Annotated in this window: 21 protein-coding genes; 10 read left to right on the top strand and 11 right to left on the bottom strand. The window is 71.0% G+C overall.

What is annotated here, in order from left to right:
• Window positions 1–8: 8 nt before the first annotated feature.
• The gene (locus tag NAG42_RS43110) at window positions 9–1,337 is read right to left on the bottom strand and encodes a HAMP domain-containing sensor histidine kinase (protein WP_250038340.1); all 1,329 of its coding nucleotides are present in this window, start codon (window positions 1,335–1,337) and stop codon (window positions 9–11) included.
• The gene (locus NAG42_RS43115; RefSeq protein WP_250038341.1) at window positions 1,330–2,010 is read right to left on the bottom strand and encodes a response regulator transcription factor; all 681 of its coding nucleotides are present in this window, start codon (window positions 2,008–2,010) and stop codon (window positions 1,330–1,332) included. Before NAG42_RS43115 ends, NAG42_RS43110 begins: the two co-directional genes overlap by 8 nt.
• 73 nt (window positions 2,011–2,083) lie before the next feature.
• On the opposite strand from NAG42_RS43115, the gene NAG42_RS43120 reads away from it, so the two are divergent.
• On the top strand, window positions 2,084–3,265 hold the full coding sequence (locus NAG42_RS43120; protein ID WP_250038342.1) for a lanthionine synthetase LanC family protein: 1,182 nt from the start codon (window positions 2,084–2,086) through the stop codon (window positions 3,263–3,265).
• On the opposite strand, the gene NAG42_RS43125 is transcribed toward NAG42_RS43120, so the two are convergent.
• Window positions 3,255–3,842 carry a DUF4352 domain-containing protein gene (locus NAG42_RS43125; RefSeq protein WP_250038343.1) on the bottom strand — a complete coding sequence of 196 codons (588 nt, stop codon included), beginning with the start codon at window positions 3,840–3,842 and terminating at the stop codon, window positions 3,255–3,257. The genes NAG42_RS43120 and NAG42_RS43125 overlap by 11 nt on opposite strands.
• 144 nt (window positions 3,843–3,986) lie before the next feature.
• Here NAG42_RS43125 and NAG42_RS43130 point away from each other — a divergent pair, with 144 nt between their 5' ends.
• Window positions 3,987–4,376: an ankyrin repeat domain-containing protein gene (locus NAG42_RS43130; RefSeq protein ID WP_250038344.1), complete on the top strand. Its 390-nt coding sequence runs from the start codon at window positions 3,987–3,989 to the stop codon at window positions 4,374–4,376.
• Window positions 4,377–4,394: 18 nt separating this feature from the next.
• Here the strand turns inward: NAG42_RS43130 and NAG42_RS43135 are convergent, their stop codons facing one another.
• Genes NAG42_RS43135 through NAG42_RS43145 form a run of 3 tightly spaced genes read right to left on the bottom strand, consistent with a single transcriptional unit; the run spans window position 4,395 to window position 6,693 of the window.
• A complete protein-coding gene (locus NAG42_RS43135; protein ID WP_250038345.1) occupies window positions 4,395–4,709 on the bottom strand; it encodes an STAS domain-containing protein in 315 nt (104 codons plus the stop codon).
• Between the two features lie 59 nt (window positions 4,710–4,768).
• Window positions 4,769–5,776, bottom strand: coding sequence for an aldo/keto reductase (locus tag NAG42_RS43140; protein WP_250038346.1), 1,008 nt, complete (start codon window positions 5,774–5,776; stop codon window positions 4,769–4,771).
• Window positions 5,777–5,796: 20 nt separating this feature from the next.
• Window positions 5,797–6,693: an alpha/beta fold hydrolase gene (locus NAG42_RS43145; protein WP_250038347.1), complete on the bottom strand. Its 897-nt coding sequence runs from the start codon at window positions 6,691–6,693 to the stop codon at window positions 5,797–5,799.
• A 172-nt stretch (window positions 6,694–6,865) separates the two neighbouring features.
• On the opposite strand from NAG42_RS43145, the gene NAG42_RS43150 reads away from it, so the two are divergent.
• The 4 genes from NAG42_RS43150 (at window position 6,866) to NAG42_RS43165 (ending at window position 12,114) form a co-directional block, all read left to right on the top strand.
• On the top strand, window positions 6,866–7,831 hold the full coding sequence (locus NAG42_RS43150; RefSeq protein ID WP_250038348.1) for an SLAC1 family transporter: 966 nt from the start codon (window positions 6,866–6,868) through the stop codon (window positions 7,829–7,831).
• Window positions 7,828–8,511 carry a nitroreductase family protein gene (locus NAG42_RS43155; RefSeq protein ID WP_250038349.1) on the top strand — a complete coding sequence of 228 codons (684 nt, stop codon included), beginning with the start codon at window positions 7,828–7,830 and terminating at the stop codon, window positions 8,509–8,511. Before NAG42_RS43150 ends, NAG42_RS43155 begins: the two co-directional genes overlap by 4 nt.
• A 39-nt stretch (window positions 8,512–8,550) precedes the next feature.
• Window positions 8,551–9,210: a ThuA domain-containing protein gene (locus NAG42_RS43160; protein ID WP_250038350.1), complete on the top strand. Its 660-nt coding sequence runs from the start codon at window positions 8,551–8,553 to the stop codon at window positions 9,208–9,210.
• A 111-nt stretch (window positions 9,211–9,321) separates the two neighbouring features.
• Window positions 9,322–12,114: a helix-turn-helix transcriptional regulator gene (locus NAG42_RS43165; protein WP_250038351.1), complete on the top strand. Its 2,793-nt coding sequence runs from the start codon at window positions 9,322–9,324 to the stop codon at window positions 12,112–12,114.
• On the opposite strand, the gene NAG42_RS43170 is transcribed toward NAG42_RS43165, so the two are convergent.
• Complete coding sequence (locus NAG42_RS43170; RefSeq protein ID WP_250038352.1) at window positions 12,109–13,182, bottom strand: helix-turn-helix transcriptional regulator; 1,074 nt, start codon at window positions 13,180–13,182, stop codon at window positions 12,109–12,111. The genes NAG42_RS43165 and NAG42_RS43170 overlap by 6 nt on opposite strands.
• 191 nt (window positions 13,183–13,373) lie before the next feature.
• Here NAG42_RS43170 and NAG42_RS43175 point away from each other — a divergent pair, with 191 nt between their 5' ends.
• The 3 genes from NAG42_RS43175 to NAG42_RS43185 are packed head-to-tail and all read left to right on the top strand — an operon-like array spanning window position 13,374 to window position 16,239.
• A complete protein-coding gene (locus NAG42_RS43175) occupies window positions 13,374–14,141 on the top strand; it encodes an SDR family oxidoreductase (RefSeq protein ID WP_250038353.1) in 768 nt (255 codons plus the stop codon).
• Window positions 14,138–15,871, top strand: coding sequence for a GMC family oxidoreductase (locus NAG42_RS43180; RefSeq protein ID WP_250038354.1), 1,734 nt, complete (start codon window positions 14,138–14,140; stop codon window positions 15,869–15,871). The genes NAG42_RS43175 and NAG42_RS43180 overlap by 4 nt, the downstream gene beginning before the upstream one ends.
• A gap of 26 nt (window positions 15,872–15,897) precedes the next feature.
• Complete coding sequence (locus tag NAG42_RS43185) at window positions 15,898–16,239, top strand: Rieske (2Fe-2S) protein (RefSeq protein WP_250038355.1); 342 nt, start codon at window positions 15,898–15,900, stop codon at window positions 16,237–16,239.
• Here NAG42_RS43185 and NAG42_RS43190 read toward each other — a convergent pair.
• From NAG42_RS43190 to NAG42_RS43205, 4 genes are all read right to left on the bottom strand, one after another.
• Window positions 16,236–16,667, bottom strand: coding sequence for a VOC family protein (locus tag NAG42_RS43190; RefSeq protein WP_438872530.1), 432 nt, complete (start codon window positions 16,665–16,667; stop codon window positions 16,236–16,238). The two genes, NAG42_RS43185 and NAG42_RS43190, sit on opposite strands and share 4 nt — an antisense overlap.
• A gap of 108 nt (window positions 16,668–16,775) precedes the next feature.
• Entirely contained in the window at window positions 16,776–17,156 is a 381-nt protein-coding gene (locus tag NAG42_RS43195) for a VOC family protein (RefSeq protein WP_250038356.1), read from the bottom strand.
• Between the two features lie 38 nt (window positions 17,157–17,194).
• Window positions 17,195–18,118 (bottom strand): aldo/keto reductase, encoded by a 924-nt coding sequence (locus NAG42_RS43200; protein ID WP_250038357.1) that lies wholly within the window; start codon window positions 18,116–18,118, stop codon window positions 17,195–17,197.
• Window positions 18,119–18,152: 34 nt separating this feature from the next.
• On the bottom strand, window positions 18,153–19,226 hold the full coding sequence (locus NAG42_RS43205) for a hypothetical protein (protein WP_250038358.1): 1,074 nt from the start codon (window positions 19,224–19,226) through the stop codon (window positions 18,153–18,155).
• 127 nt (window positions 19,227–19,353) lie between these two features.
• Between NAG42_RS43205 and NAG42_RS43210 the strand changes: the two genes are divergently transcribed.
• Window positions 19,354–21,246 carry a S9 family peptidase gene (locus tag NAG42_RS43210; protein WP_250038359.1) on the top strand — a complete coding sequence of 631 codons (1,893 nt, stop codon included), beginning with the start codon at window positions 19,354–19,356 and terminating at the stop codon, window positions 21,244–21,246.
• The last annotated feature ends 16 nt before the right edge of the window (window positions 21,247–21,262 follow it).

Here is a 21,262-nt window from a genome sequence, read left to right on the forward strand (position 1 = left end):
GAAGGGGGTCAGGGTTTTGTTCGGGCTCTGTAAGGGAGTGTCACGGTGAACATGGCGCCGCCCTCGGGCGCGTGACCGGCCTCGATCGTGCCGCCCAGCCGGGTGACCAGACGGGCGGCCAGGGCCAGGCCCAGACCGCTGCCGGTCTTGCGCTCGTGCCGGTAGCGCTGCCGCAACGCCCCGCGCTGGAACGCGACCCCGAGGTCCTCGTCGGTGAAGCCCGGCCCACCGTCGCGCACCTCGACGACACCGCCCTGCTCACCGGCGCGGACGGCCAGCACCAGCGGCGTACCGGAAGGAACCACCCGCAGCGCGTTCTCGCACAGCCCGTCGATCACCTGCCGGATCCGGTCGGGGTCGGTGTCGACCACGACCGGATCGGCCGGCAGCTCGACGCTCAGCCGCGGCCCGTATCGGGGCCCCCAGGCCTGCGCGGCCGCGTCGATGAGCTCGATGAGGTCGACCGGCACCACCGTGACCGGCAGGTCGTCGGCCTCCAGCCGGGAGAGGGCGAGCAGGTCGGAGATGAGCCGGTCGAGCCGCTCGGCCTCGCGCAGAATGGTCTCGCCGGCCTGGTCGGCGGTCACCACGTCGTCGGCCAGAGCCTCGGCATAGCCCCGGATCGAGGCCAGCGGCGTCCGCAGCTCGTGCGAGACCGACAGCAGGAACTCGCGTTCCCGGCCCTCGCTGCGCTGCAAGGCCGCGCCGAGTTGATTGAGTGCCATGGCCAGCTCGGCCGCCTCGGCCGGTGGGCGCACGGCCAGCCGCACCGAGCGGTCCCCGGCCGACATCCGCCCGGCTGCCAGCGCCGCCTGCCGCAGCGGCCGCACGATGAACCGGGCCAGCAGCGCCCCGGCCGCGATGCCCCCGACCAGACCGGCCAGCAGGGCCAGCCACACCCCGCCGAGCACCTGCCCGGCCGTGCCCGAGGAGGCCGCCCGGGTCAGCACCACCCCGGCGTCGTTTCCGGTGAGCGGGCGCCCGGCGATGAACACCGACTCCCCGGCGACCACGCCGCGGGTGTCCACCGTCGAACCGGCCGCGATCTGCTCGATCACCCGGGGCGGCAGGCCCGCCCGGTCGGCGACACCGCGCCGGATCAGGTAGACCGAGATGCCGTCCTCGCGCAGGCGGGCGACGATCCGTTGCCGCGCCACGAAACGCTCGGTGGTGAGCAGCTCGACGGCGATCGCGGACTTGTCGGCCAGGTCGGCCCGGGCGGCGTTGCCGGCTGAGCGGACGGCGATGGGCAGCGCCACCAGCGCGGTGATGATGACGGACACGACCGCGGTGGCCGCGGTGACGAGGACCGTGCGGCCGGTGAGGGTCCTAGGCATCCGCGGTGTACCCGACGCCGCGGACCGTGCGGATCACCCCGGCCGCGTCGCCGAGCTTGCCACGCAGCTGGGCGATGTGGACGTCGACGGTCCGGGTGCCGGCGTGCGAGGCGTAACCCCACACCCCGGCCAGCAGCTCGTCGCGGGTGAAGACCCGCCCCGGCCGGCGCAGCAGGTGCCCGAGCAGGTCGAACTCGGTCGGCGTCAGCTCCAGCGCCCGATCGGCCACCGTCACCGAGCGGCGCGCCGGGTCGAGCGACACCGGCCCGAGCGTACGGATCCGCTCGCCCTCACCCGGCCCGGCCGCCCGCCGCAGCAGCGCCCGCACCCGCGCGACCAGCTCGCGCGGGCTGAACGGCTTGGTCAGGTAGTCGTCGCCGCCCAGCTCGAGCCCGAGGATCCGGTCGACCTCGTCGTCGCGGGCGGTCAGGAACACCACCGGCGTCCAGTCGCCGTCCTCCCGCAGCCGCCGGCAGATCTCGGTGCCCTCCATCGACGGCAGCGCGATGTCGAGCACGCAGGCCACCGGCCGCATCCGCCGCGCCGCGGCCAGCCCCGCGGCCCCGTCGTGCTCCACGTGCACCCCGAACCCGTCCCGGGTCAGATAGAGCCGCAGCAGGTCGGCGATGGGCCGCTCGTCCTCGACGACGAGCACCAGCCCCTTCTCGGTCACCGGCCCATTCTGCCCGCTCCGGCCGGCCGGTGATGTTCGGAGAACGTACGGATCGATCTGATCTGATGGGCGCATGGAGGAACTCGCCGTGGGGGCGCTGGACTGGATGATCGGAGCGGCTCGCGGCCCCGAGCCGGACCACACGCTCTACAGCGGTGAGGCCGGGGTCGTGCTGGCCCTGCTGGAGGCTCAGCGTCATTTCGGGGACGACCGGTACGGCGATGCCGCCCTGCGCGGTGCGGCGGCGCTGATGGCCGCCGCCGATGTCGAAGAAGACTGTTCGCTGTATTTCGGCCTGACCGGCCTGGCTGTCACCTTGCGCGCGGTCCACGAGCTGCTCGGTGACGAGGCGGCGGGCCGGGCCGCCGATCGGGCACTGAGCCGGGTGCGCTCGCGGTTCGACGGGCAGCGGTGGGGCGAGATGTTCGAGCTGTTGTCCGGCAACGCCGGGATCGCGCTGGGTGCGCTGCACGCCGGTGATCTGGACCTGGCTGTGCTCGCGGCCGAGCCCTACCTCGGCACCGCCGATCCGACCCCGGGTGGCGTCAACTGGGCCGTCCGCCCCGGTCCGGCCCGTTCGCACCACATCGCGCACGGGACGCTGGGCATCGTGCTCGCGCTGGCCGCCGTGGGCTCGGCCGCCGGCCGCGGCGACCTGATCGAGCTGGCCCTGGCCGGCGCGGCCGATGTGGTGGCGCGGGACGAGGCCGGGCCGACCGGCTTCCTCGTCCCGCACAGCGATCCGCCACACCGGCCCGAGCTGATCGAACGCTACAGCTACGGCTGGTGCAACGGGCCGGCCGGCGACGCTCAGGTCTTCCGGCTGCTCGGCGCGGTGACCGGGGACGCGGCGTGGGCCGCCCGGGCCGACCGGTGCTGGCACACGGTCACCGGCAGCGGGCTTCCGCGCCGCCTGCGCCCGGGATTCTGGGACAACAACGGCCGCTGCTGCGGAACGGCCGGCGTGCTGGCGCTGGCCTGCGACCGCCACGTCGAACAGGGGCAGCCACTCGACTTCGCGACCCTGCTGGCCGATGACCTCGTCGCCCGGGCCACCGTCGACGACGGCGGGGCCCGCTGGTCGAACCATGAGCACCGGGTGACGCCGAGTGCCCTGGCGCCCGAGATCGGCTGGGCCATGGGTAACGCCGGCATCGTCCGCGAGCTGCTGCGCTTCGCCCGGCTCACCGGTGGAGCGGATCCGGCGTACGCGGTGCCGTGGCCCGACCATCCGGCCGCGGCCCTCAGAGGGTGATGGTGGCACCGCCCGACAGTGGGCTGTCGTGCAGCACCAGCGAGGTCAGCTTGGCCTGTTTCGGCACGTCGAAGACGAGCCGGCCGGTCACCAGCTCGCCCGGGCCGAGCTTGCGCAGGAACGTCTCGATGTCCAGGTTGGCGTAGACACCGGCCAGGGTGTCGTTGCGGTAGGAGGCACCGGTCGCGTCGACGGCTTTCTGCGCGTGGCCCAGGAAGTAACGCGAGCCGTCGGCGATGTTGCGCACCGACAGGCTGACCATGCAGAACTTGCCCTTGGCGGTGCGCTTGAGGCGTTCCAGGCCGACGGTCGTGCGGGAGCAGTCGACCCGGGAGACCACGAACTCGAACTTGCCGTCGCGGACTTTGTGTCCCAGCTCGCTTTTCGGCACCGATGGCGTGGTCTTCGGCGCGGTGGCGGCGGTGGCGGCGGCCGGTTCCCGGCTGGCCAGCTGCTGCGCGGCGACGCCGGTCAGGAACAGCGCGGCCACCGCGGCGCAGGCCAGCACGACCGCGACCAGCGGATGGAGCCGCCGGCGCGGGCGAGGGCGGTACGGCGGACGAGGATCGTGCGACATCGGGCCACTCCCCGTGACAGTTTGACTCGCTCTCCTCACTGTCGGTCAACGCGCGGGACGGGGCCACCGATTCGTCCGATCCACGACGGCGCCTTCACCTGATCGGACAATCCGGTCCGGGACCGCACAGGTAGGCTTCGGCCCGTGGCTGAGCTGGATGAAGAAATGATCGCATTCGCCCATCGCATGTTCGACCTGGCCCGCTCCGGGGGCACCGAGGAGCTGGTGCAGAGCGTCACGGCCGGTCTGACCGCCAACCTCACCAACGACAAGGGCGACACCCTGCTGATCCTGGCCGCCTACCACAACCACGTCGACACCGTGATCGCGCTGCTGGAGCAGGGGGCCGACCCCAACCGGGTGAACGACCGCGGTCAGTCGGCGCTGTCGGCCGCGGTCTTCCGGCAGAACCCCGAAACGGTGAAATCGCTGCTCGCCGTCGGCGCCGACCCGCACGCGGGCACGCCGTCCGCGCTGGCCACCGCCGATTTCTTCAAGCTGCCGGAGATGGCCGAGCTGCTCCGCGAGGCCTGAGGGGGTCGATCCGGCTGACTACAGGAGCGGCCGGGTCAGGCCCTCCAGCATTCCGGCGATCTCCATCAGCCGGCGGACGCCGCGCTGAGGCTTGGTCACCCGCAGCGCGATGCCCCGCCGGTCGGCCCGCTCCCAGGCCCGGTCCAGGGCGGCCAGGCCCGAGGAATCACAGAAGCTGACCTCACTGAGGTCCACGATCACCCGGGGCGTGCCGTCGATCGCGGTCGCCCGGGCGAGCGCGGCCTCGAAGTCGTCGACGGTGGCCAGGTCGATCTCGCCCGCCACGGCGAGAAGAACGGTGCCGTCGGCGACCGCGCTGATATGGACGATCATGGCCGCTGCGTTCCCCGTCCCGGTGCGACCATGCGGGCTCGACGGCCCCGGCCGCCTCTCTATCGGGGGTAGCGTGCCGCCCGGAACGCGTCCTGCACCCACGTCGGGTAACTGGGCGGGTTGCCGCTGACCTGATTCAGCTCGACCAGATCCTCCTCGGTCAAGGTGACGTCCACCGCCCCGAGGTTGTCCATGAGCTGGTCGATCCGGCGGGCGCTGACGGTGACGCTGGTGACCCCGGGCTGGGCCAGCAGCCAGGCCAGCGAGGTCTGGGCGACGGTCGCCCCGTGCCGGTCGGCGACCGACCGGAGCACGTCGACGATGTCATGGACGCGCTCGTAGTCCACCGGCGGGAAGTTGGGGGTCTCCGGCCGGCCGCGCCGGGCGGTCGCGTCAACCCCGTCGCGACCGAACTTGCCGGTCAGCAGCCCGCCGGCCAGAGGCGCCCAGACGGTCAGGGCGAGCTTCTCGTCCTGCACCATCGGGATCAGCTCCTGCTCGGCATCACGGCCGGCCAGGGAGTAGTAGCTCTGCACCGCGACGAAGCCGTTCAACCCCAGGCGCGCGGACACACCGAGAGCCTTGCTGACCTGCCAGGCGGAGAAGTTCGCCGCGGCCAGGTAGCGCACCTTGCCCTGGCGCACCGCGTCATCGAGGGTGCGCAGCGTCTCCTCGAGAGACGTCAGCTGATCGAAGTTGTGCAGCATGTAGACGTCGATGTGATCGGTGCGCAGCCGCCGCAGGCTGTCCTCGAGGCTTCGCATCAGGTGCAGCCGGGACTGGCCTACGTCGTTCGGCCCGGCGCCGGTGCGGGAGTGGCCCTTCGTCGAGAGGATCACCTCGTCGCGCCGGCCTTGAAGAATCACCCCGAGTTGTTCTTCGGACTGACCGTCGCCGTACACGTCGGCGGTATCGATCAGGTTGACCCCGGCGTCGAGCGCGGCGTGCACGATGCGTTCAGACTCGGCGAGCGGCAGGCCGCCCACGACCTCCCAGGCCGGTCCGGCCCCGCCGAACGTGATGGCACCGAGAGAGACCTCGGAGACGTACACACCGGTACTGCCCATCAAGCGGTATTTCATCCCGCTCAGCCGCCGGTGACGGTGCGGTCGAGGAAGTCGCGGATCAGCGGCGCCACGACGTCGAGCTGGTCCTCCAGGACGAAGTGGCCGGTGTCGAGCAGGTGAAACTCGGCGTCCGGCAGGTCGCGCAAATAGGGGCGGGCGCCCTCGGCCGGGAAGACCTCGTCGTTCTGGCCCCAGACGACCAGGGCCGGGGGCTGCTGCCGGCGGAAGAACGCCTGGAACCGCGGATAGAGCGGAACGTTGGTGCCGTAGTCGTGGAACAGATCGAGTTGGATCTCCCGGTTGCCCGGCCGGCCGAGTTGGGCGAGGTCGTGGGTCCAGCTGTCCGGGTCGAGCCGGGTGCGGTCCCGCACTCCCTGGGTGTATTGCGCCGTCACCGCCTCGGCCTCGACGACGAAGCCGAGAGCTTGGCGGTTCTCGTCGGTGCCGGCTGCCCAGTACCTCTTCATCGGGTCCCAGAAGCCCTGCAACCCTTCCTCGTACGCGTTGCCGTTCTGCACGATGAGCGCGCTCACCCGGTCGGGGCCCTCGAGCGCCAGGCGATAGCCGACCGGCGCCCCGTAATCGAAGCTGTAAAGGGCGTAACGGTGGACGCCGAGCCGGTCGAGCAGTTCCTTTATGAGACCGGCGAAGTTCGCGAAGGTGTAGTCGAACACCGAGCGGTCCGGAACAGCGCTGTGGCCGAAGCCCGGATAGTCCGGTGCGATCACGTGGTATCGGTCCGCCAGCGCCGGGATCAGGTCCCGGAACATCCGCGACGACGTCGGAAAGCCGTGCAACAGAAGGATCACGGGCGCGTCGACCGGTCCGGCCTCGCGGTAGAAGATGTCGATTCCGTTCACTTCGACCGTACGGAAATGGGTGACCGGTAACGCGCTTCGCTCGACGGTTGTCCGCATGTCTCGCGTCCTTTCGATAACGGCAGGCGACGCCCGCCGTGCTTCGTCCCACCGTGCCGGGAGCCGGCGCCGGCGGGCATCTGTCGAATGGCGCGCGTGACCCGAGGGTCGAACGACGGATGCTCGTGCTCCCGGCGGCGCCATACGTTCGGCGGGGAAAAGGAGGTATCCGATGCCCGGCACCACACGTCGGCTGACTGCCAACCTGTTCGGCATCCCGTTCGCCTTCGCGGGTCTCGCGCAATGCTGGTGGACCGCGCACAAGCTCACCGCCGTGCCGTCCTGGCCCGCGGAACTGCTCTGGGTCGTCGCCGCGGCCGTCTACCTGGTGACCGTCGCGACGTACCTCAGAAATGCCATCAGCCGCGGCCGGCCGGCCGACGAGCCCGGCGACCTGACGTTCGGCCCGTTCACCGCCCTGATCCTCGTCGTGCCGATGATGCTCGGCCTGGCTCTGGCCGTGCCCGCACCGGCCGCCGGGCGCACGATCTTCGTGATCTTCGCCGTCCTGGTCGCGCTCTACGGCGGTTGGCTGAGCGGCCAATGGATCATCGAGGACATGCCGCTCGACCGGTGGCACCCGGGCTACTTCCTGCCCACCGTCGCCGGTCCGTTGCTCGCCGCCGGCGGCAGCGCCTCGCTCGGCTACGACGGTTTCGCCCGGCTGATGTTCGGCTACGGCCTGGTCTGCTGGATCATCCTGGGCTCGATCATCCTCATCCGGCTGTTCACCCAGCCGGCCCTGCCCCGGCCGCTGCTGCCGACGCTGGCGATCGAGCTGGCACCGCCGGTCGTGGCCGGCAGCGCCTGGTTCGAGATCAATGGCAATCGGCCCGACACGGCGGCCTATCTGATGGCCGGGTACGCGATACTCATGCTCCTCGTTCAGCTCCGCCTCATCCCGCTCTACGCGAAGGTGTCGTTCGCGGCCGGGATCTGGGCGTTCGCCTTCTCCTACATCGCCGCCTTCACCGTCGCCGTCCACTGGCTCGCGGCCGCGCAGGTCGACGGCCGGCGCCCGGTGGCGTACTGCCTGCTGGTGGTCGTCACCCTCGGCATGACAGCACTGTCCATCCGCACGGTCGCCGGGCTCGCGCGCGGCTCGTTCCTGCCTCGCACCCCGGTGGCTGCGTCATGACCGATCCCGAAGGTCCCGAACCGGGCGTCCTCGGCCTGTCGGCCGACGAGGTCCTCACCACCACCCGTGCCGTCCGCCGGCGACTCGACCTGAGCCGGTCGGTGCCCCGCAGCGTGGTCGAGGACTGCGTGCGCATCGCGTTGCAGGCGCCGAGCGGCCGCAACAGGCAGCGTTGGGACTTCGTCTTTGTGGAGGAGCGGCGGACCCGCGCACAGGTCGCGCACCTGTGGCGCCGGGGTCTGACAGCGCCGCCGCCGGCCTCGGGATCAGCCGGCCCGGCGTTCAGCCGGATGGCATTCGCCTCGGCTGAATGGGGGCGTATCAGCCGCAGCCTGATCCACCTCGCCGATCATCTGCACGAGGTGCCGCTCCTGCTCATCCCGTGCCTGCGCGTCGAGTCACGGGCAGAGCTCGACAGCATCCGCGGCCAGGCCGGCGGCTGGGGTTCGGTGATTCCGGCGTTCTGGAGTTTCATGCTGGCGGCCCGCGAACGGGGCCTGGGCACGGCCTGGACCACCAACCATCTCAGCTACGAGAAGGAGATGGCGGAGTTGCTGGGCCTTCCGTACGCCACCGTCGTGCAGGTCGCCCTGACGCCGGTGGCCTACACCCTGGGCACCGATTTCCGCCCGGGCCCGCGAGCCGAGGCACGGGAGCTCATGCACTGGAACCGCTGGTAGGCCACGAGTCATCGACGACCTCAGGAACGGAGCTACTTCATGACAGTCGCCACCGTCATCTTCAGTGGGGAGGGCCTGCACGCCGACCCCTGGCACTCGTTGCCGGACACCACCGCCAGGATCGCCGGACTGATAGGCGATGCCGGCGCGGTGGCGACCGTGACGTCCGTCGGTGAGCTTCCGGCGGCCCTTCGCGACACCGGCCTGCTGGTGGTGAACGCGAGTGCCAACCGTTCGGAGCCGGTTCCGGAGGACGAGGACTTCGCCCGTGCTCTCGGCGCGTTCCTTGCCCGTGGCGGCAGTCTCCTGGCCACCCACAGCGCGGCGATCGCCTTTCCCGGATCGTCGATCTGGCGGACCGCGATCGGCGCCTCGTGGGCGTACGGCACGACGTTTCATCCGCCGATCGGCCCGGCTCGCGTCCGCCGGGGCGCGGCCGGGCATCCGATCACTGATGGACTCGGCGACTTCGAGGTCTACGACGAGCGGTTCACCGACCTGGACCTGGTGGACGGCACCAGCGACATCCTCTATGTCCACGACGAGGGCGGTGCCGTACATCCGCTCGTCTGGGCACGCACCGTGGGCGGCAGCCGGGTGGTCTACGACGCGCTGGGCCACGACGTCCGGTCCTACGATTCCCCGGAGCACGCCACCGTGGTGCGCCGGGCGGTGGCCTGGCTGCGGCACGAGATCTGATCCGGCCCCACGTGCCGGGGCTGACCGGTCGGACGTTACGAGAGCGTCTTCACGTCCACTAGCCTGCACTGGTCAGGCTCCGTCGGGACGCACGTGCAGAGGGGAGGCCCGATGCGCGTTTTCACCGGCAGCACCGGCAGCGCCGGCCAGACCATGCTCGACCGGCACCGCGAGCGTGAGGTGCTGGGCACTGTCCTGGCCACGGTGCGGGCCGGTGGCCGGGCTGTGCTCACCGTCCGGGGTGGTGTCGGGGTCGGCAAGACACGGCTGTTGCGCCACCTCGAGGAGACCGCGTCGGATTTCACTGTCACCCGTACGTCCGGATCCGAGCCCGAAAGGGAGCTGGCGTACGCCGGTCTGCAGTTGATGTGTGCGCCGATGCAGTCGCGGTTGCACCAGTTGCCGCCGCCGCAACGCGAAGCCTTGAACGTTGCCTTCGGCCTGTCGGCGGGCAAGGTCCCGGACCGTTTCCTGGTCGGCCTGGCGGTGCTCGGCCTGATGGCGGCCGAGGCGGAGAGCCGGCCGTTGCTGTGCCTGGTGGATGACGTCCAGTGGCTCGATCAGGCCTCGGTGGAGACCCTGATCTTCGTCGCCCGGCGGCTGATGGCCGAGCCGGTGGCTCTGGTCTTCGCCTACCGGAACACGGCTGATCCACCCGGGCTGACCGGCCTGCCCATGCTCGAGGTCTCCGGACTCGGTGACGCCGACGCGCAGGAGCTGCTGGTGACGGCCGTGCCGGGCCGGATCGACCAGCGGGTCCGCGACCGGATCGTCGCCGAGAGCCGCGGGAACCCGCTCGCCTTGCTCGAGCTGCCCCGCGGGCTCAGCCAGGTCGAGCTGGCCGGCGGCTATCGGACGCCGTCGTCGGGTCCCCTGGTCGGCAGCATCGAGAGCAGCTATCTCCGCCGGCTCGAGCAGCTGCCACCCGGCACCCGGTTGCTCCTCCTGCTGGCCTCGGCCGAGCCGGTCGGTTACGTGCCTCTGCTGTGGCGTGCCGCCGCCCGGTTGTCTGTCGGCGTCGAGGATGCCGAACCGGCGATCGCCGACGGGATGGTCGAGATCGACGCGCGGGTGCGGTTCGCCCACCCGCTGCTCCGGTCGGTCATCTACCGGGCGGCCTCGGTCGCGGAGCGGCAACGCGTGCACCGGGTTCTGGCCGACGAGACCGATGCCTCGGACGACCCGGACCGGCGGGCCTGGCACCGGGCTCAGGCCGCCACGGCGCCCGACGAGGACGTCGCCGCCGAGCTGGTCCGGTCGGCCGGGCGGGCCCAGGCCCGCGGCGGCCTGGCCGCCGCGGCCGCCTTCCTCGAGCACGCCGGCGCCTTGACCCCTGATCCGGCCCACCGGGCCCGGCGCATGCTGTCCGCGGCGCGGGCCAAACTGCTGGCCGGGGCGGCCGAAGCGGGGCTGAGCCTGTTGAGCGCGGCCGAGTCGGGCCCGTTGAGCGCCCTCGATCGTGCGCGGGCCGAGCTGCTCCGGGGTCAGATCGCGTTCGCGTCGAGCCGGGGGCGGGATGCCCCCGCGCTGCTGTTGAAGGCGGCCAAGAGCCTGGAGTACCTGGACGCGAAGCGGGCCGGCGAAACGTATCTGGAGACGTTGTCGGCGAGCTGCTTCGCCGGCCGTCTCGCGGCCGACGGGGCTCAGCGCGAGGTCGCGATGGCCGCGCGGGGAGCCGTGCGGGCCCCGGATCAGCCGGCCGCGATCGGTCTCCTCCTGGAGGGGCTGTCGACCCGTGTGCTCGACGGCTACGTGGCCGCGGCACCGGTCCTGCGCCAGTCGCTGGCCGCGTTCCAGGATCTTGACCTCGAACCGGACGAGGAGTTGCGCTGGCTCTGGCTGGCGGTCTGGGTCGCGATGGATCTCTGGGACGACGAGAGCTGGTACGACCTGACGATCCGTCAGCTGAGCATCGTCCGGGAGACGGGCGCGCTCGGCATGCTGCCGATGGCGCTCAGCTCCCGGATCTTCATGCATCTGTTCTCCGGTGAGCTGCCCGAAGGGGAGTCGCTGATGACGGAGGCGCTGACCGCCGCCGAGGCGATGCAGATCCAGATGTTCCCGTCGCCGCAGATGCTGCATGCCGCCCTCCGGGGTCACCGGTCCGAGGGTCGTGAGGTGATCGAGACCTTCCCCGCGTACGACGGGTCGAACGGCGAGGGCTTCGACATGTCCGTCGCGGCCTGGACGCACGCCCTGCTCGACAACGGTGTCGGCCATTACGAGGACGCCCTGACCTCCGCGCGGTTCGCCAGTGCGCACGCACCCGACCTGGGCGCCTCGACCTGGCCCCTGCCGGAGCAGATCGAGGCGGGAGTCCGCGGGACCTCCCGGGAGTCCGCGATCGAGGCGCAGCAACGGCTCACGACGGCCGCCCGGGCCACCGGCACGGACTGGGCGCTCGGCGTGGATGCGCGGTGCCGGGCGCTGCTCAGCACCGGCCCGGAAGCCGAGGTGCTGTTCCGGGAGGCGATCGACCGGCTCGGCCGCACCCGGATGAAAGTGGATCTCGCGCGGGCCCATCTGCTCTTCGGGGAGTGGCTGCGTCGTGCCGACCGGCGTCGTGAGGCGCGAGCCGAGTTGCAGATCGCGCACGAGTTCTTCTCCGGTATCAAGGCCGAGGGGTTCGCCGGGCGGGCGGCCCGCGAGCTGGAGGCAGCGGACGGCGTCGTCCGGGCGGTCACGACCAGCCCGGTCGGCAACCTCACCCCGCAGGAACTGCAGATCGCCACGCTGGCTCGGGACGGTTACACCAATCCCGAGATCGGCACCCGGCTGTTCATCAGCTCGCGCACCGTCGAATGGCACCTGTCGCGAGTGTTCCCGAAACTGGGCATCACGACCCGGCGAGCCCTTCGGGACGCTTTCCCGGCCTCCACCGAGCGGCCACCGACCGAGCTATGACGGGCCGAGCGCGTCGCGCAAAGCCGCTCGGCTCGGGATCCGCAGCTTCTGGAAGACCCGCTGCAGGTGGGTGCCCACGGTTCGATGGGACAGATAGATTCTGGTCGCGATCTGCTTGTTGGTCAGCCCCGAGGCGGCCAGTTCGGCGACCACCCGTTCCTGGGGCGTGAGCTCCTGGGTGTGCGTGGCGCCGGGTCCGATCCGCAGGTTGCCGGTGCCGCGAAGCTCCCGGGACACGCGCGAATGCCACGGCCGCGCTTCGAGATGCGAGAACGTGGCAAGGGCGTCGGTCAGGTGCGGTCGCGCGTTCTTGAGCGATCCGGTACGCCGGAGGCGCTCCGCGTAGGCCAGCTGCACCCGGGCCCGGTCGTACGGGAGATCGGTCATGCCGGGCAGGGCGAGCACCTGCTCGAAGCGGCCGATGCCACCCGGGTCGGCGATCGCGGCGGCACATCCGGTCAGCAGCCTCGCCCGGGGCGAAAGGCCGGCGCTGTCCGTGCCAGGCAGCATCGCCACATACCGGCGGGCGACGTCCGCGCGATCGGTCCGGACGGCACACTCGACGATGTCCACGGACGCCGCCAGGGCCAGCGGAAGATTGGCGGCGAACGTGCTGGGCGCGGCGAGGTCGGAGACGCACCGGAACGCCTGCTCGAAATCGTCCCGGCCCTGCGCCACGAGGCACTGCACGTAGAGCGAATAGAGGCGGACGGCCGCCGATCCTCGCCGGCGGGCCCAGTCCTCCAGATCCGCGGCCAGGCGCTGGGCCTCCTCGTCCTCGCCCCGGGCGGCGGCGATGACGGCGGTGACGACCCACAGCGGCCAGCGCAGTTCCTGATACCCGTGCGACTCGCACAGCTGGACCCCCGTGCCGGCCAGTCGCAAGGCCTCATCCCACACCCCGGTCAGCAGGTCGTCGAAGCACAGCGCGGTGAGGGCCCGGATCGTGGTCTCGGTCGCCGAGGAGGCGCTGCCCCGACGGAGGATCGCCTCGTGTCCCTCCCAGGTGGGCTGGTGGTTGCCGCGTGGATCGAACGGCACCATGACTGAGACTCCGTCGGCTCCCATGACACTTCTCCCTGGATGATCGCGATCCCGCCGAGGTCCGTCCGGCGGTGAGTTCACCCTCGGTCACCGGGCGGGACAGCCACCCCGGGTAACCCACGGGGATCGCTCCAGGGTGCCCGGGCTCACACCCGGCATGGGCTGTTCGACAGATGCCCGGGGCCGGTCGGCGGCGGGACGCTGACGTCTCGGGCGTGCGCATCCTGCCCACGTCCGCTCTCCATCAGGAAGGCGGCATCGTGCCCAGCATCCTCACCGGAGCAGTCGTTCTCGTCACCGGAGCCAACGGTGGCCTGGGAACCGAATTCGTCCAGCAATGCCTGTCCCGGGGCGCGGCGAAGGTCTACGCCACTGCCCGTACGCCGCGACACCGGCCCGACCCGCGGATCGTCGCCCTGTCGCTGGATGTCACCGACGAGGAATCCGTGGCCGAGGCCGCGGCGATCGCCGGCGACACCACGGTCCTGATCAACAACGCCGGCGTGCTGCGGTTCGGCGATTCCCTGCTGTCCGACAGCATGGCCGACATCCGGAGCACCTTCGAGACCAACTTCTTCGGCCCGTTGCTGGTCACCCGGGCCTTCGCCCCGGTGCTGCGGGCCAACGGCGGCGGCGCCCTGATCGACGTGCACTCGATCTTCAGCTGGCTGGCCCTGATGGGCTCGTACAGTGCGGCCAAGGCGGCCCTGTGGTCGGCCACCAACTCGTTCCGGCAGGATCTGGCCGGGCAGGGCACCCAGGTGGTCGGCCTGCACCTCGGGGTGACGGCCACCCCGATGACGGTGGGATACCAGGCGCCGATGAACCGGGCCTCCGACGTCGTCCGCATCGCCCTGGACGGGCTGGAAGCCGGGGAACTCGAGGTCATCACCGATGACCGCACCGCGGCCGTGAAGCAAGGCCTGTGTGGTTCCATCGGAGATCTCTACCCCCGGTTCGCGCGGCCCGGACAGTCGTCATGACCGGCTTCGACTACGACGTACTGATCATCGGCTCGGGCTTCGGGGGCAGCGTCGCGGCGCTCCGAGCCGCCGAGAAGGGCTATCGCGTCGGCGTCGTCGAGTCCGGTCGTCGCTGGCCGGACCGGGACATCCCGAGGACCCAGTGGGATCTGCCGGGCTTCCTGTGGCTACCGGCGGCCGAGTTGTACGGGATCCAGCGGATCGAATACCTGGACGACGTGCTCATCCTGTCCGGCGCGGGCGTCGGCGGCGGCTCGCATGTCTACGCCAACACGCTCTACGTCCCGCCGAAAAGGTTCTTCGACGCGCCCGAATGGGCGCACATCACCGACTGGGCCGACGAGCTCGCCCCGTGCATCGACCAGGCCCGGCGGATGCTCGGCGTCGTTCGCTATCCGTACCAGCCCACCGATGTCGACCGGCACATGCGCGCGGTCGCGGTCGACATCGGCCGGGGCGAGACCTTCAATCCGGCTCCGGTGGGAGTGTATTTCGGTCAGCCCGGCGTGGAGGCCGACGATCCCTATTTCGGCGGTGCCGGGCCACGGCGTACGGGATGCGTCTCGTGCGGAAACTGCAACAACGGCTGTGGGCGCAACGCGAAGAACAAGCTGACGACCAATTACCTCTACCTGGCGGAAGCGCTCGGCGCCGAAGTGCACGAGTTGAGCGAGGCCTACGACCTCGCCCCGATTGAAGGCGGCGGATTCGAGGTACGCACCCGCCACCCGGGATGGGCCCAGCGGGCGGGACAGGTGCGCCACCACACCTACACGGCGCACCAGGTCATCGTGGCCGCGCACGCCTACGGAACCGCCAAGCTCCTCCACCACATGCAGCACAAGGGTCGTCTGCGGGACCTGTCGGGCCAGCTCGGGCAGCGGGCCCGGACCAACTCGGAACAACTGCTGGCCGTCACCCGGAGCTACGAGGCCTGGCAGCGGGATCCGGAGAAGGTCCGCCTCACGCCGGGTTCCGTGTCGATCACCTGCGGCGTCTGGCCCGATCCGGTGACCAGTGTCGAGCCGGTCTACTGGGGAGTCGGGAGTGATCTGTTCGCGCTGCTGGTGACGGAACATCAGCACGGCGCCCAGAAACACCCCACGATGTCCTGGCTCAAGGATCTGGTCGAACATCCCGGCCGGGTCCTGTCGTACGACGACGCCCGCCACTGGTCCGAGCGAGCGGTGATCATGCTGTGCTCGCAGACGACGGACACCTCGATCGAGCTGTACTGGGACGACGGGCGGTTGCGAAGCCGGCACGGAGAAGGAGCAGCACCGTCGGTCCACATCCCGATCGTCGAGGACTTCGTCGACCGGCTGGCCGCGAAGATGGACAGCCGCGAAGGTGCGCTGCTGTTCGAGGTCATCAACCGCGGCGCCTCGGCGCACTTCGTCGGTGGCGTCCCGATCGGCGACACCGGCGACAGCGGGGCGGTCGATCCTTATCTCCGCCTGTTCGGTCAGCCCGGGCTGCACGTCATGGACGGCAGCGTGATGCCGGCGAACCCGGGGGTGAACCCGTCCCTGACGATCACGGCCCTGGTCGAGCGCGCGATGTCGCTCTGGCCCAACAACGGGGACCCGGATCCGAGGCCACCGCTGGGATCCGGCTATGCGCGCCTCGATCCCATTCCGCCACGCCGGCCGGCCGTGCCCGTGGGCGCTCCGGGCGAACTGCGCCTCGACGCGAGGAAGTCCGCCGTCATCCCCGACTATCCGTACTGAACAGCACCCCACGAAGGAGGAAGACCATGACTGTCGCGTACGGGAGAGGCGATCTCCGCACGCTCGGGCCGGGCGATGCGGTCCCCGACGACTGCGTCGTCGCCTTCTACTTGGACGATCTCCGGCGGCGCGTCTCGGTCGTGCGCGTCCACGACCACCTGTACGCCTTCGACGACCTCTGCCCGTGCGGCGACAACCCGCCATGTCCGCTGTCCGGAGGCCGCCTGACCGGCACGACGATCATGTGCCAGTGTCACGGCTCCCAGTTCGACATCACCACCGGTTCGGTGCTGCGCGGCCCGGCCCGGACATCGCTCAGGACCTACCAGGCAAGTGATATCGATGGAAGCATTCGGATCCGGGCCTAGGGGCGTTCGGCAAGGACGTCAGCCGACTGGCTCGCGGCCGAGCGAGTCATGCAGAATTCGTTCCCGGCCGGATCAAGCAGAACGACCCAGCCATCGCCGTCCGCCGTCCGGTGGTTGTCGAACATTGTCGCGCCCAGCGCCACGAGGCGATCGACCTCCGCGTCGCGGTCCCGATCGCCCGGCTCGAGGCAGACGTGAACCCGGTTCTTCACCGTCTTGCCCTCGGGAACGGCTTGGAAGAACAACCGGGGGCCGCCCGGCGGTTCGATGACGACCTCGGTGTCGCCGGGAGCGGAATCCGGGTGAAGGGGGTGGCCGACAACTTCGCTCCAGAACTGCGCCAACGTGTAGGGGTCAGCGCAGTCGAACGAGACGTTCCGAATGAAGGACACCATGACGGCACAGCGTAAAGGCCGTCGATCGGCCACGCATGCCGCTGAGCCACTGCATGGCGATGGGGAGAGCCCCTGGTGGGCGTCGGCTCACATCACCGGCAGCTCGGAGCGGTCAGCCGGTGACGGACGTGGAAGGGTCGGCTACACCTCCGGTACTCGTCGTCTCAGGAGGCAGAACTCGTTGCCCTCGGGGTCGGCGAGGACGTGCCAGGACTCGTTGCCGGTCTGGCCGACGTCGGCTGGGCGGGCGCCGGCCGCGAGCAAGCGCTCCAGCTCCTGCGCCTGATCCCGGTCGGTGGCGTTGACGTCGATGTGCAGACGCGACTTGCCGGCCCGGGGCTCGTCGGTGCGGCTGAGGATGATCGTGGGCTGCGGGCCGCCGAAACCGGTCCCGGGCGGGCCGATCTCAATGTCGTCGCCGTCACGCTCCAGTTCGACGTAGCCCAGCACCTCGCACCAGAACCGGGCCAGCAGTTCGGGATCGCGGGCGTCCAGGACCAGTTCGGTGATGCGGGCTGCCATCTGATCACCCTAACCGGGTACGCCGCGAACGAGGGGTCTCAGTGCGCCTCGTCGAGGCGGCGGCGCAGGTCGGGGGTGAGTTTCAGGTCCCGGGCGGCCATCACCTCGTCGAGGCGGGGTGGGGTGCTGGCGCCGACGAGGGGGAAGACCGGTGGGTCGCCGGCCAGCAGCCAGGCCAGCACCACCTGGTTCCGGGTGGCGCCGAGTTCACGCGACACCTCGGTCAGCGCCGCGAGCCGGCGGTCGGTGCCGGGGTGGTCGTAGGCCTCTTCGAGAGGACGGTCGGCCCGGCCGTAACCGCCGTTGAGCAGCGCGGAGTAGGCCCAGAGGTCGAGGTCGCAAGTCCGGGCGTAGTCGAGGGTCTCGGGGAACACCTGGCGGTGCGCCCAGGACTCCAGCGGGGCGCCGGGGCGGGGCTGCAGATAAGAGTGGCGCAGTTGCAGCGCTGTCCAGGCGGGACCGGTGGCCAGGGCACGAGCCTGCTCGACCCGCCACGCCGGGGTGTTCGAGGCTCCCAAGCGCGCGGTCAGGCCCTCGGCGGCCAGCTCGCCGAACGCGCCCACCGTCTCGGCCAGCGGCACCGAGCGGTCCTCGACGTGGGCCCAGTACATGTCGACGTGGCCGGTGCCGAGGCGGCGCAGGCTGCCGGTCAGCGCGGAGCGGATCACCGGCGCGGACAAGCCTTCCATGGCGTCCAGGCCGCGGGCCGGGTCGGTCGGCTCGGCGCCCACCTTGGTGCTGATCAGGACGTGGTCACGCACGCCCGGCCGCTGGGCCAGCCAGCGGCCGATCACCTGTTCGCTCTGGCCACCCCGGCCCGAGGGGTGGAGCCAGAACGAGTAGTTGTCGGCGGTGTCGATCCACCGGCCGCCGAGCTCGACGAACCGGTCGAGCAGCGCGAACGATTCCGCCTCACCGATCCGCGTCCCGAACCGCATGGCTCCCAGCACGATCTCCGTCATGCCGGCGATCCTGCTGGCTCGAGCGCACTCGAAGTCAAGGGCCGAGGCGCCGGTAGTACTCGCTCGGGCCGGCCAGTCCGAGCCGATCGGCCGCGCTGACGGCAGCCTGGAACACGACGGGCGGCAGCCGAGGAATGTCACGGGCCTGCCGGTCCGCCTCGGTGAACACTTCCCTCGCCGAATCGGCCTCCGCCGAGCCGGCCAGCAGGAACAGCTCCTCGACGTACGCGCGGGCGAGGCCGGTCTCGCGCCAGTCGGGGACGTCGTCGAAGGCTTGCCGGCACTCGATCAGCGCGGCCCATGCGGCTCGATGATGGCCGGCCCGGCGTTCCAGCGCGGCGAGGGTCCGCCAGGCCGACGCGGCGTCCCAGGGGTCCTCGGCCCAGGCCACGGCTTCGCGCTGGGCGGCTGCCGCCTCGGCGAGTGCGCCCAGGTCGGCCAAGTAGTACTGCAACTGGCTGAGCGTGTGCGCGTCCCGGGGCCGGTCGGCGGCCCAGCGGTCGAGCCATTCCCGGGCCGTACGGGAATCGCCGATCAGCTGGGCGCGCTGGATCCAGGTCATCGGGTCCTCGGCGGCCGGGTCGGCCGGGAAGCGTTCCTGCCCGTCGCGGAACCACTCGGCCAGGCGCTGTCCGGACACCCACGGGCGGTCGTCGTCGAGCAGCAGCTCCAGCGTCGCGTCACGGTCGGCGTGCTCGCTGTCGCGGACGAAGGCGATGGTCTCCGGCACCCCGGCGGCGAAGAGGTGCTCCAGGTCGTAGCCGCACGAGGTGTCGAAGTTGGCCAGTTTAATCCGGCCCTGCAGCCACACGTCCTCGACCCGGCGGAACGTGGCGAGCAGGAACCCGGCCAGCTCGATCTCCTCGGTCAGTCCCTGGAACGGGGCCTCCCCCCGGCACTCGGCCTCCTGCTCGGCCAGCCATCGCACCAGCGGCAGATCATCGGGCCGCAGGTCGTATTGCAGGGCCCACAGCACGGTCGCCCGCCGCGCGGCATTGCCGTCGTAGTCGTCGCCCTCGGCGTCCGTAGCTCGCGTGTAACGCAGATCCGCCCACGCGTCCGCGGACTCCCGCATCCGTTCCAGCTCGCGCCGCGCCATCTCCAACATCGGTCGAAGATCGCACACCGGTGATAGAAAGCTGTGAGTGGGTGCTGACAGCTTTTCGGACCTTGATGCGTACGTTCGTCTGCCGCGACTGGCCGGTCTGTGGCTCTCGCCCGACGGGTGCCGGCTGGTGACGGGAGTGGGGACGCCGGACCACGCCGGAACGCGTTTCCGCCGGGCGCTGTGGGAAGTCGACCCGGCGGGGGAGCGGCCGGCCCGGCAGCTGACACACAGCGACGAGGGGGAGTCGGGCGCGGCCTTCACGCCGGACGGCGACCTGTTGTTCGTCTCGTCCCGGCCGTCGGGCGCGGGGGCTCCGGCGGGCGGCGGCCGGGCTTTGTGGCGGCAACCGGCGGCGGGCGGGGACGCGTCCGTGATCGCCGCCCTGCCCGGCGGCATCCACGGCGTGCGGGTCAGCCCGGTCGGGACGCTCGTGGCCGGCACCCGGATGCTGCCGTCCTCCGAAGGCGTGGAATCCGACCGGCTGGCGCGGGAGCGGCGCGAGGAGGCCGGGGTCTCGGCGATGCTGCACGAGGCGTTTCCGGTGCGGTTGTGGGGTCACGACCTCGGTCCGGACCGGCCGCGGCTCGTCGCCGGCCCGCTCGGTGACGATGGGGAGCTGCGCGATCTGACCGGGCACGTCGGGCACGCCCTGGACACCGAAGGGGACTGGGAGCTCACTCCGGACGGGCGCCGGGTGGTTGCCGGGTGGCGGGTGGCCGCGGGCGGTGGGGCGCAACGGTCGGCGCTCGCGGTGATCGACGTGGCGACCGGGGAGCGGCGCCTGCTCGCCGATGACGAGGGGCACGACTACAGCTCGCCCCGGGTGTCGCCGGACGGGAGCCGGGTGGCGGTTCTTGTCCGGCGGTGGGGGTCGGCCGATGACCCGGACGACTTCTGGCTGGCGCTGGTGCCGGTGGACGGCGGGCCGGTCCAGGCGCTGACCGCTGACTGGGACCGATGGCCGGAGCAGCCACAGTGGACTCCGGACGGAGCGGCGCTGATCGTGGCGGCCGACGACCACGGGCGCTCGCCGTTGTGGCGGGTGGATGCGGTCACCGGCGAGGTGGCGCGGCTCACCGGGGACGACGCCGCCTACACCGATCCCCTGGTCTCGCCGGACGGGCAGTGGGTGTACGCGTTGCGCAACACGATCGGCCGGGCACCTCATCCGGTGCGGGTGTCGCTGGTTTCGTCCGCAGTGGAGGAGTTGCCCGGACCGGCGGCGGCCGCACCCGTACCCGGGAAGCTCGAGGAAGTGACGGCGCAAGCCGCTGACGGCACGCCGTTGCGGGCCTGGCTCGCGGTTCCGCACGACGCCGGCGAGCCGGTGCCGCTGGTGTTGTGGGTCCACGGCGGTCCGATGATGTCGTGGAACGTGTGGAAGTGGAACTCGAATCCGTGGCTCGCCGTGGCGCGCGGATATGCGGTACTGATGCCCGATCCGGCTCTGTCGTCCGGGTACGGGCTCGATTTCCTCCGGCGCGGCTGGGGATCGTGGGGCGACAAGCCGTTCACCGATCTGATGACGATCACCGACGCGGCCCTGGAACGGCCGGACCTCGACGTCTCGCGGACTGCCGTGGTCGGTGCGTCGTTCGGGGGGTTCATGGCGAACTGGATCGCCGGGCACACGGATCGGTTCGACGCTGTCGTCACGCACGCCTCGATGTGGGCGCTGGACCAGATGATGACGACGACCGACGCGCCCTACCACTGGTTGCGCGAGCTGACCCCGGAACGCTTGGAAGCGAACTCGCCGCACCGCTTCGCCGATCAGATCACCACGCCGATGCTGGTCATCCACGGCGACCAGGACTACCGGGTGCCGATCGGCGAAGGGCTGCGCCTGTGGTGGGATCTGATGTCGCGCTCCGGTGTCGCGCACAAGTTCCTGTACTACCCCGATGAGGGCCACACCGTCGGCAAGCCCGGCAACGCCCAGGTCTGGCACTCGACGGTGCTGGCGTTCCTCGACCACCACGTCCGGGGTGAGAGATGGCAACGTCCGGAGTCGATCTGAACGACGGTGGTAGAAA

Origin of the sequence: Paractinoplanes maris, from assembly GCF_023544465.1 — a bacterium.
In the GTDB taxonomy this organism is placed as follows: Bacteria; Actinomycetota; Actinomycetes; order Mycobacteriales; family Micromonosporaceae; genus Actinoplanes; species Actinoplanes maris.

What these genes read in the sequence shown, in the direction of transcription:
- NAG42_RS43110 (WP_250038340.1), bottom strand. Translation starts at nt 1,337, where the DNA reads ATGCCTAGGACCCTCACCGGCCGCACGGTCCTCGTCACCGCGGCCACC.
- NAG42_RS43120 (WP_250038342.1), top strand. Translation starts at nt 2,084, where the DNA reads ATGGAGGAACTCGCCGTGGGGGCGCTGGACTGGATGATCGGAGCGGCT.
- NAG42_RS43125 (WP_250038343.1), bottom strand. Translation starts at nt 3,842, where the DNA reads ATGTCGCACGATCCTCGTCCGCCGTACCGCCCTCGCCCGCGCCGGCGG.
- NAG42_RS43135 (WP_250038345.1), bottom strand. Translation starts at nt 4,709, where the DNA reads ATGATCGTCCATATCAGCGCGGTCGCCGACGGCACCGTTCTTCTCGCC.
- NAG42_RS43140 (WP_250038346.1), bottom strand. Translation starts at nt 5,776, where the DNA reads ATGGGCAGTACCGGTGTGTACGTCTCCGAGGTCTCTCTCGGTGCCATC.
- NAG42_RS43145 (WP_250038347.1), bottom strand. Translation starts at nt 6,693, where the DNA reads ATGCGGACAACCGTCGAGCGAAGCGCGTTACCGGTCACCCATTTCCGT.
- NAG42_RS43150 (WP_250038348.1), top strand. Translation starts at nt 6,866, where the DNA reads ATGCCCGGCACCACACGTCGGCTGACTGCCAACCTGTTCGGCATCCCG.
- NAG42_RS43155 (WP_250038349.1), top strand. Translation starts at nt 7,828, where the DNA reads ATGACCGATCCCGAAGGTCCCGAACCGGGCGTCCTCGGCCTGTCGGCC.
- NAG42_RS43160 (WP_250038350.1), top strand. Translation starts at nt 8,551, where the DNA reads ATGACAGTCGCCACCGTCATCTTCAGTGGGGAGGGCCTGCACGCCGAC.
- NAG42_RS43165 (WP_250038351.1), top strand. Translation starts at nt 9,322, where the DNA reads ATGCGCGTTTTCACCGGCAGCACCGGCAGCGCCGGCCAGACCATGCTC.
- NAG42_RS43170 (WP_250038352.1), bottom strand. Translation starts at nt 13,182, where the DNA reads ATGGGAGCCGACGGAGTCTCAGTCATGGTGCCGTTCGATCCACGCGGC.
- NAG42_RS43180 (WP_250038354.1), top strand. Translation starts at nt 14,138, where the DNA reads ATGACCGGCTTCGACTACGACGTACTGATCATCGGCTCGGGCTTCGGG.
- NAG42_RS43185 (WP_250038355.1), top strand. Translation starts at nt 15,898, where the DNA reads ATGACTGTCGCGTACGGGAGAGGCGATCTCCGCACGCTCGGGCCGGGC.
- NAG42_RS43195 (WP_250038356.1), bottom strand. Translation starts at nt 17,156, where the DNA reads ATGGCAGCCCGCATCACCGAACTGGTCCTGGACGCCCGCGATCCCGAA.
- NAG42_RS43200 (WP_250038357.1), bottom strand. Translation starts at nt 18,118, where the DNA reads ATGACGGAGATCGTGCTGGGAGCCATGCGGTTCGGGACGCGGATCGGT.
- NAG42_RS43205 (WP_250038358.1), bottom strand. Translation starts at nt 19,226, where the DNA reads ATGTTGGAGATGGCGCGGCGCGAGCTGGAACGGATGCGGGAGTCCGCG.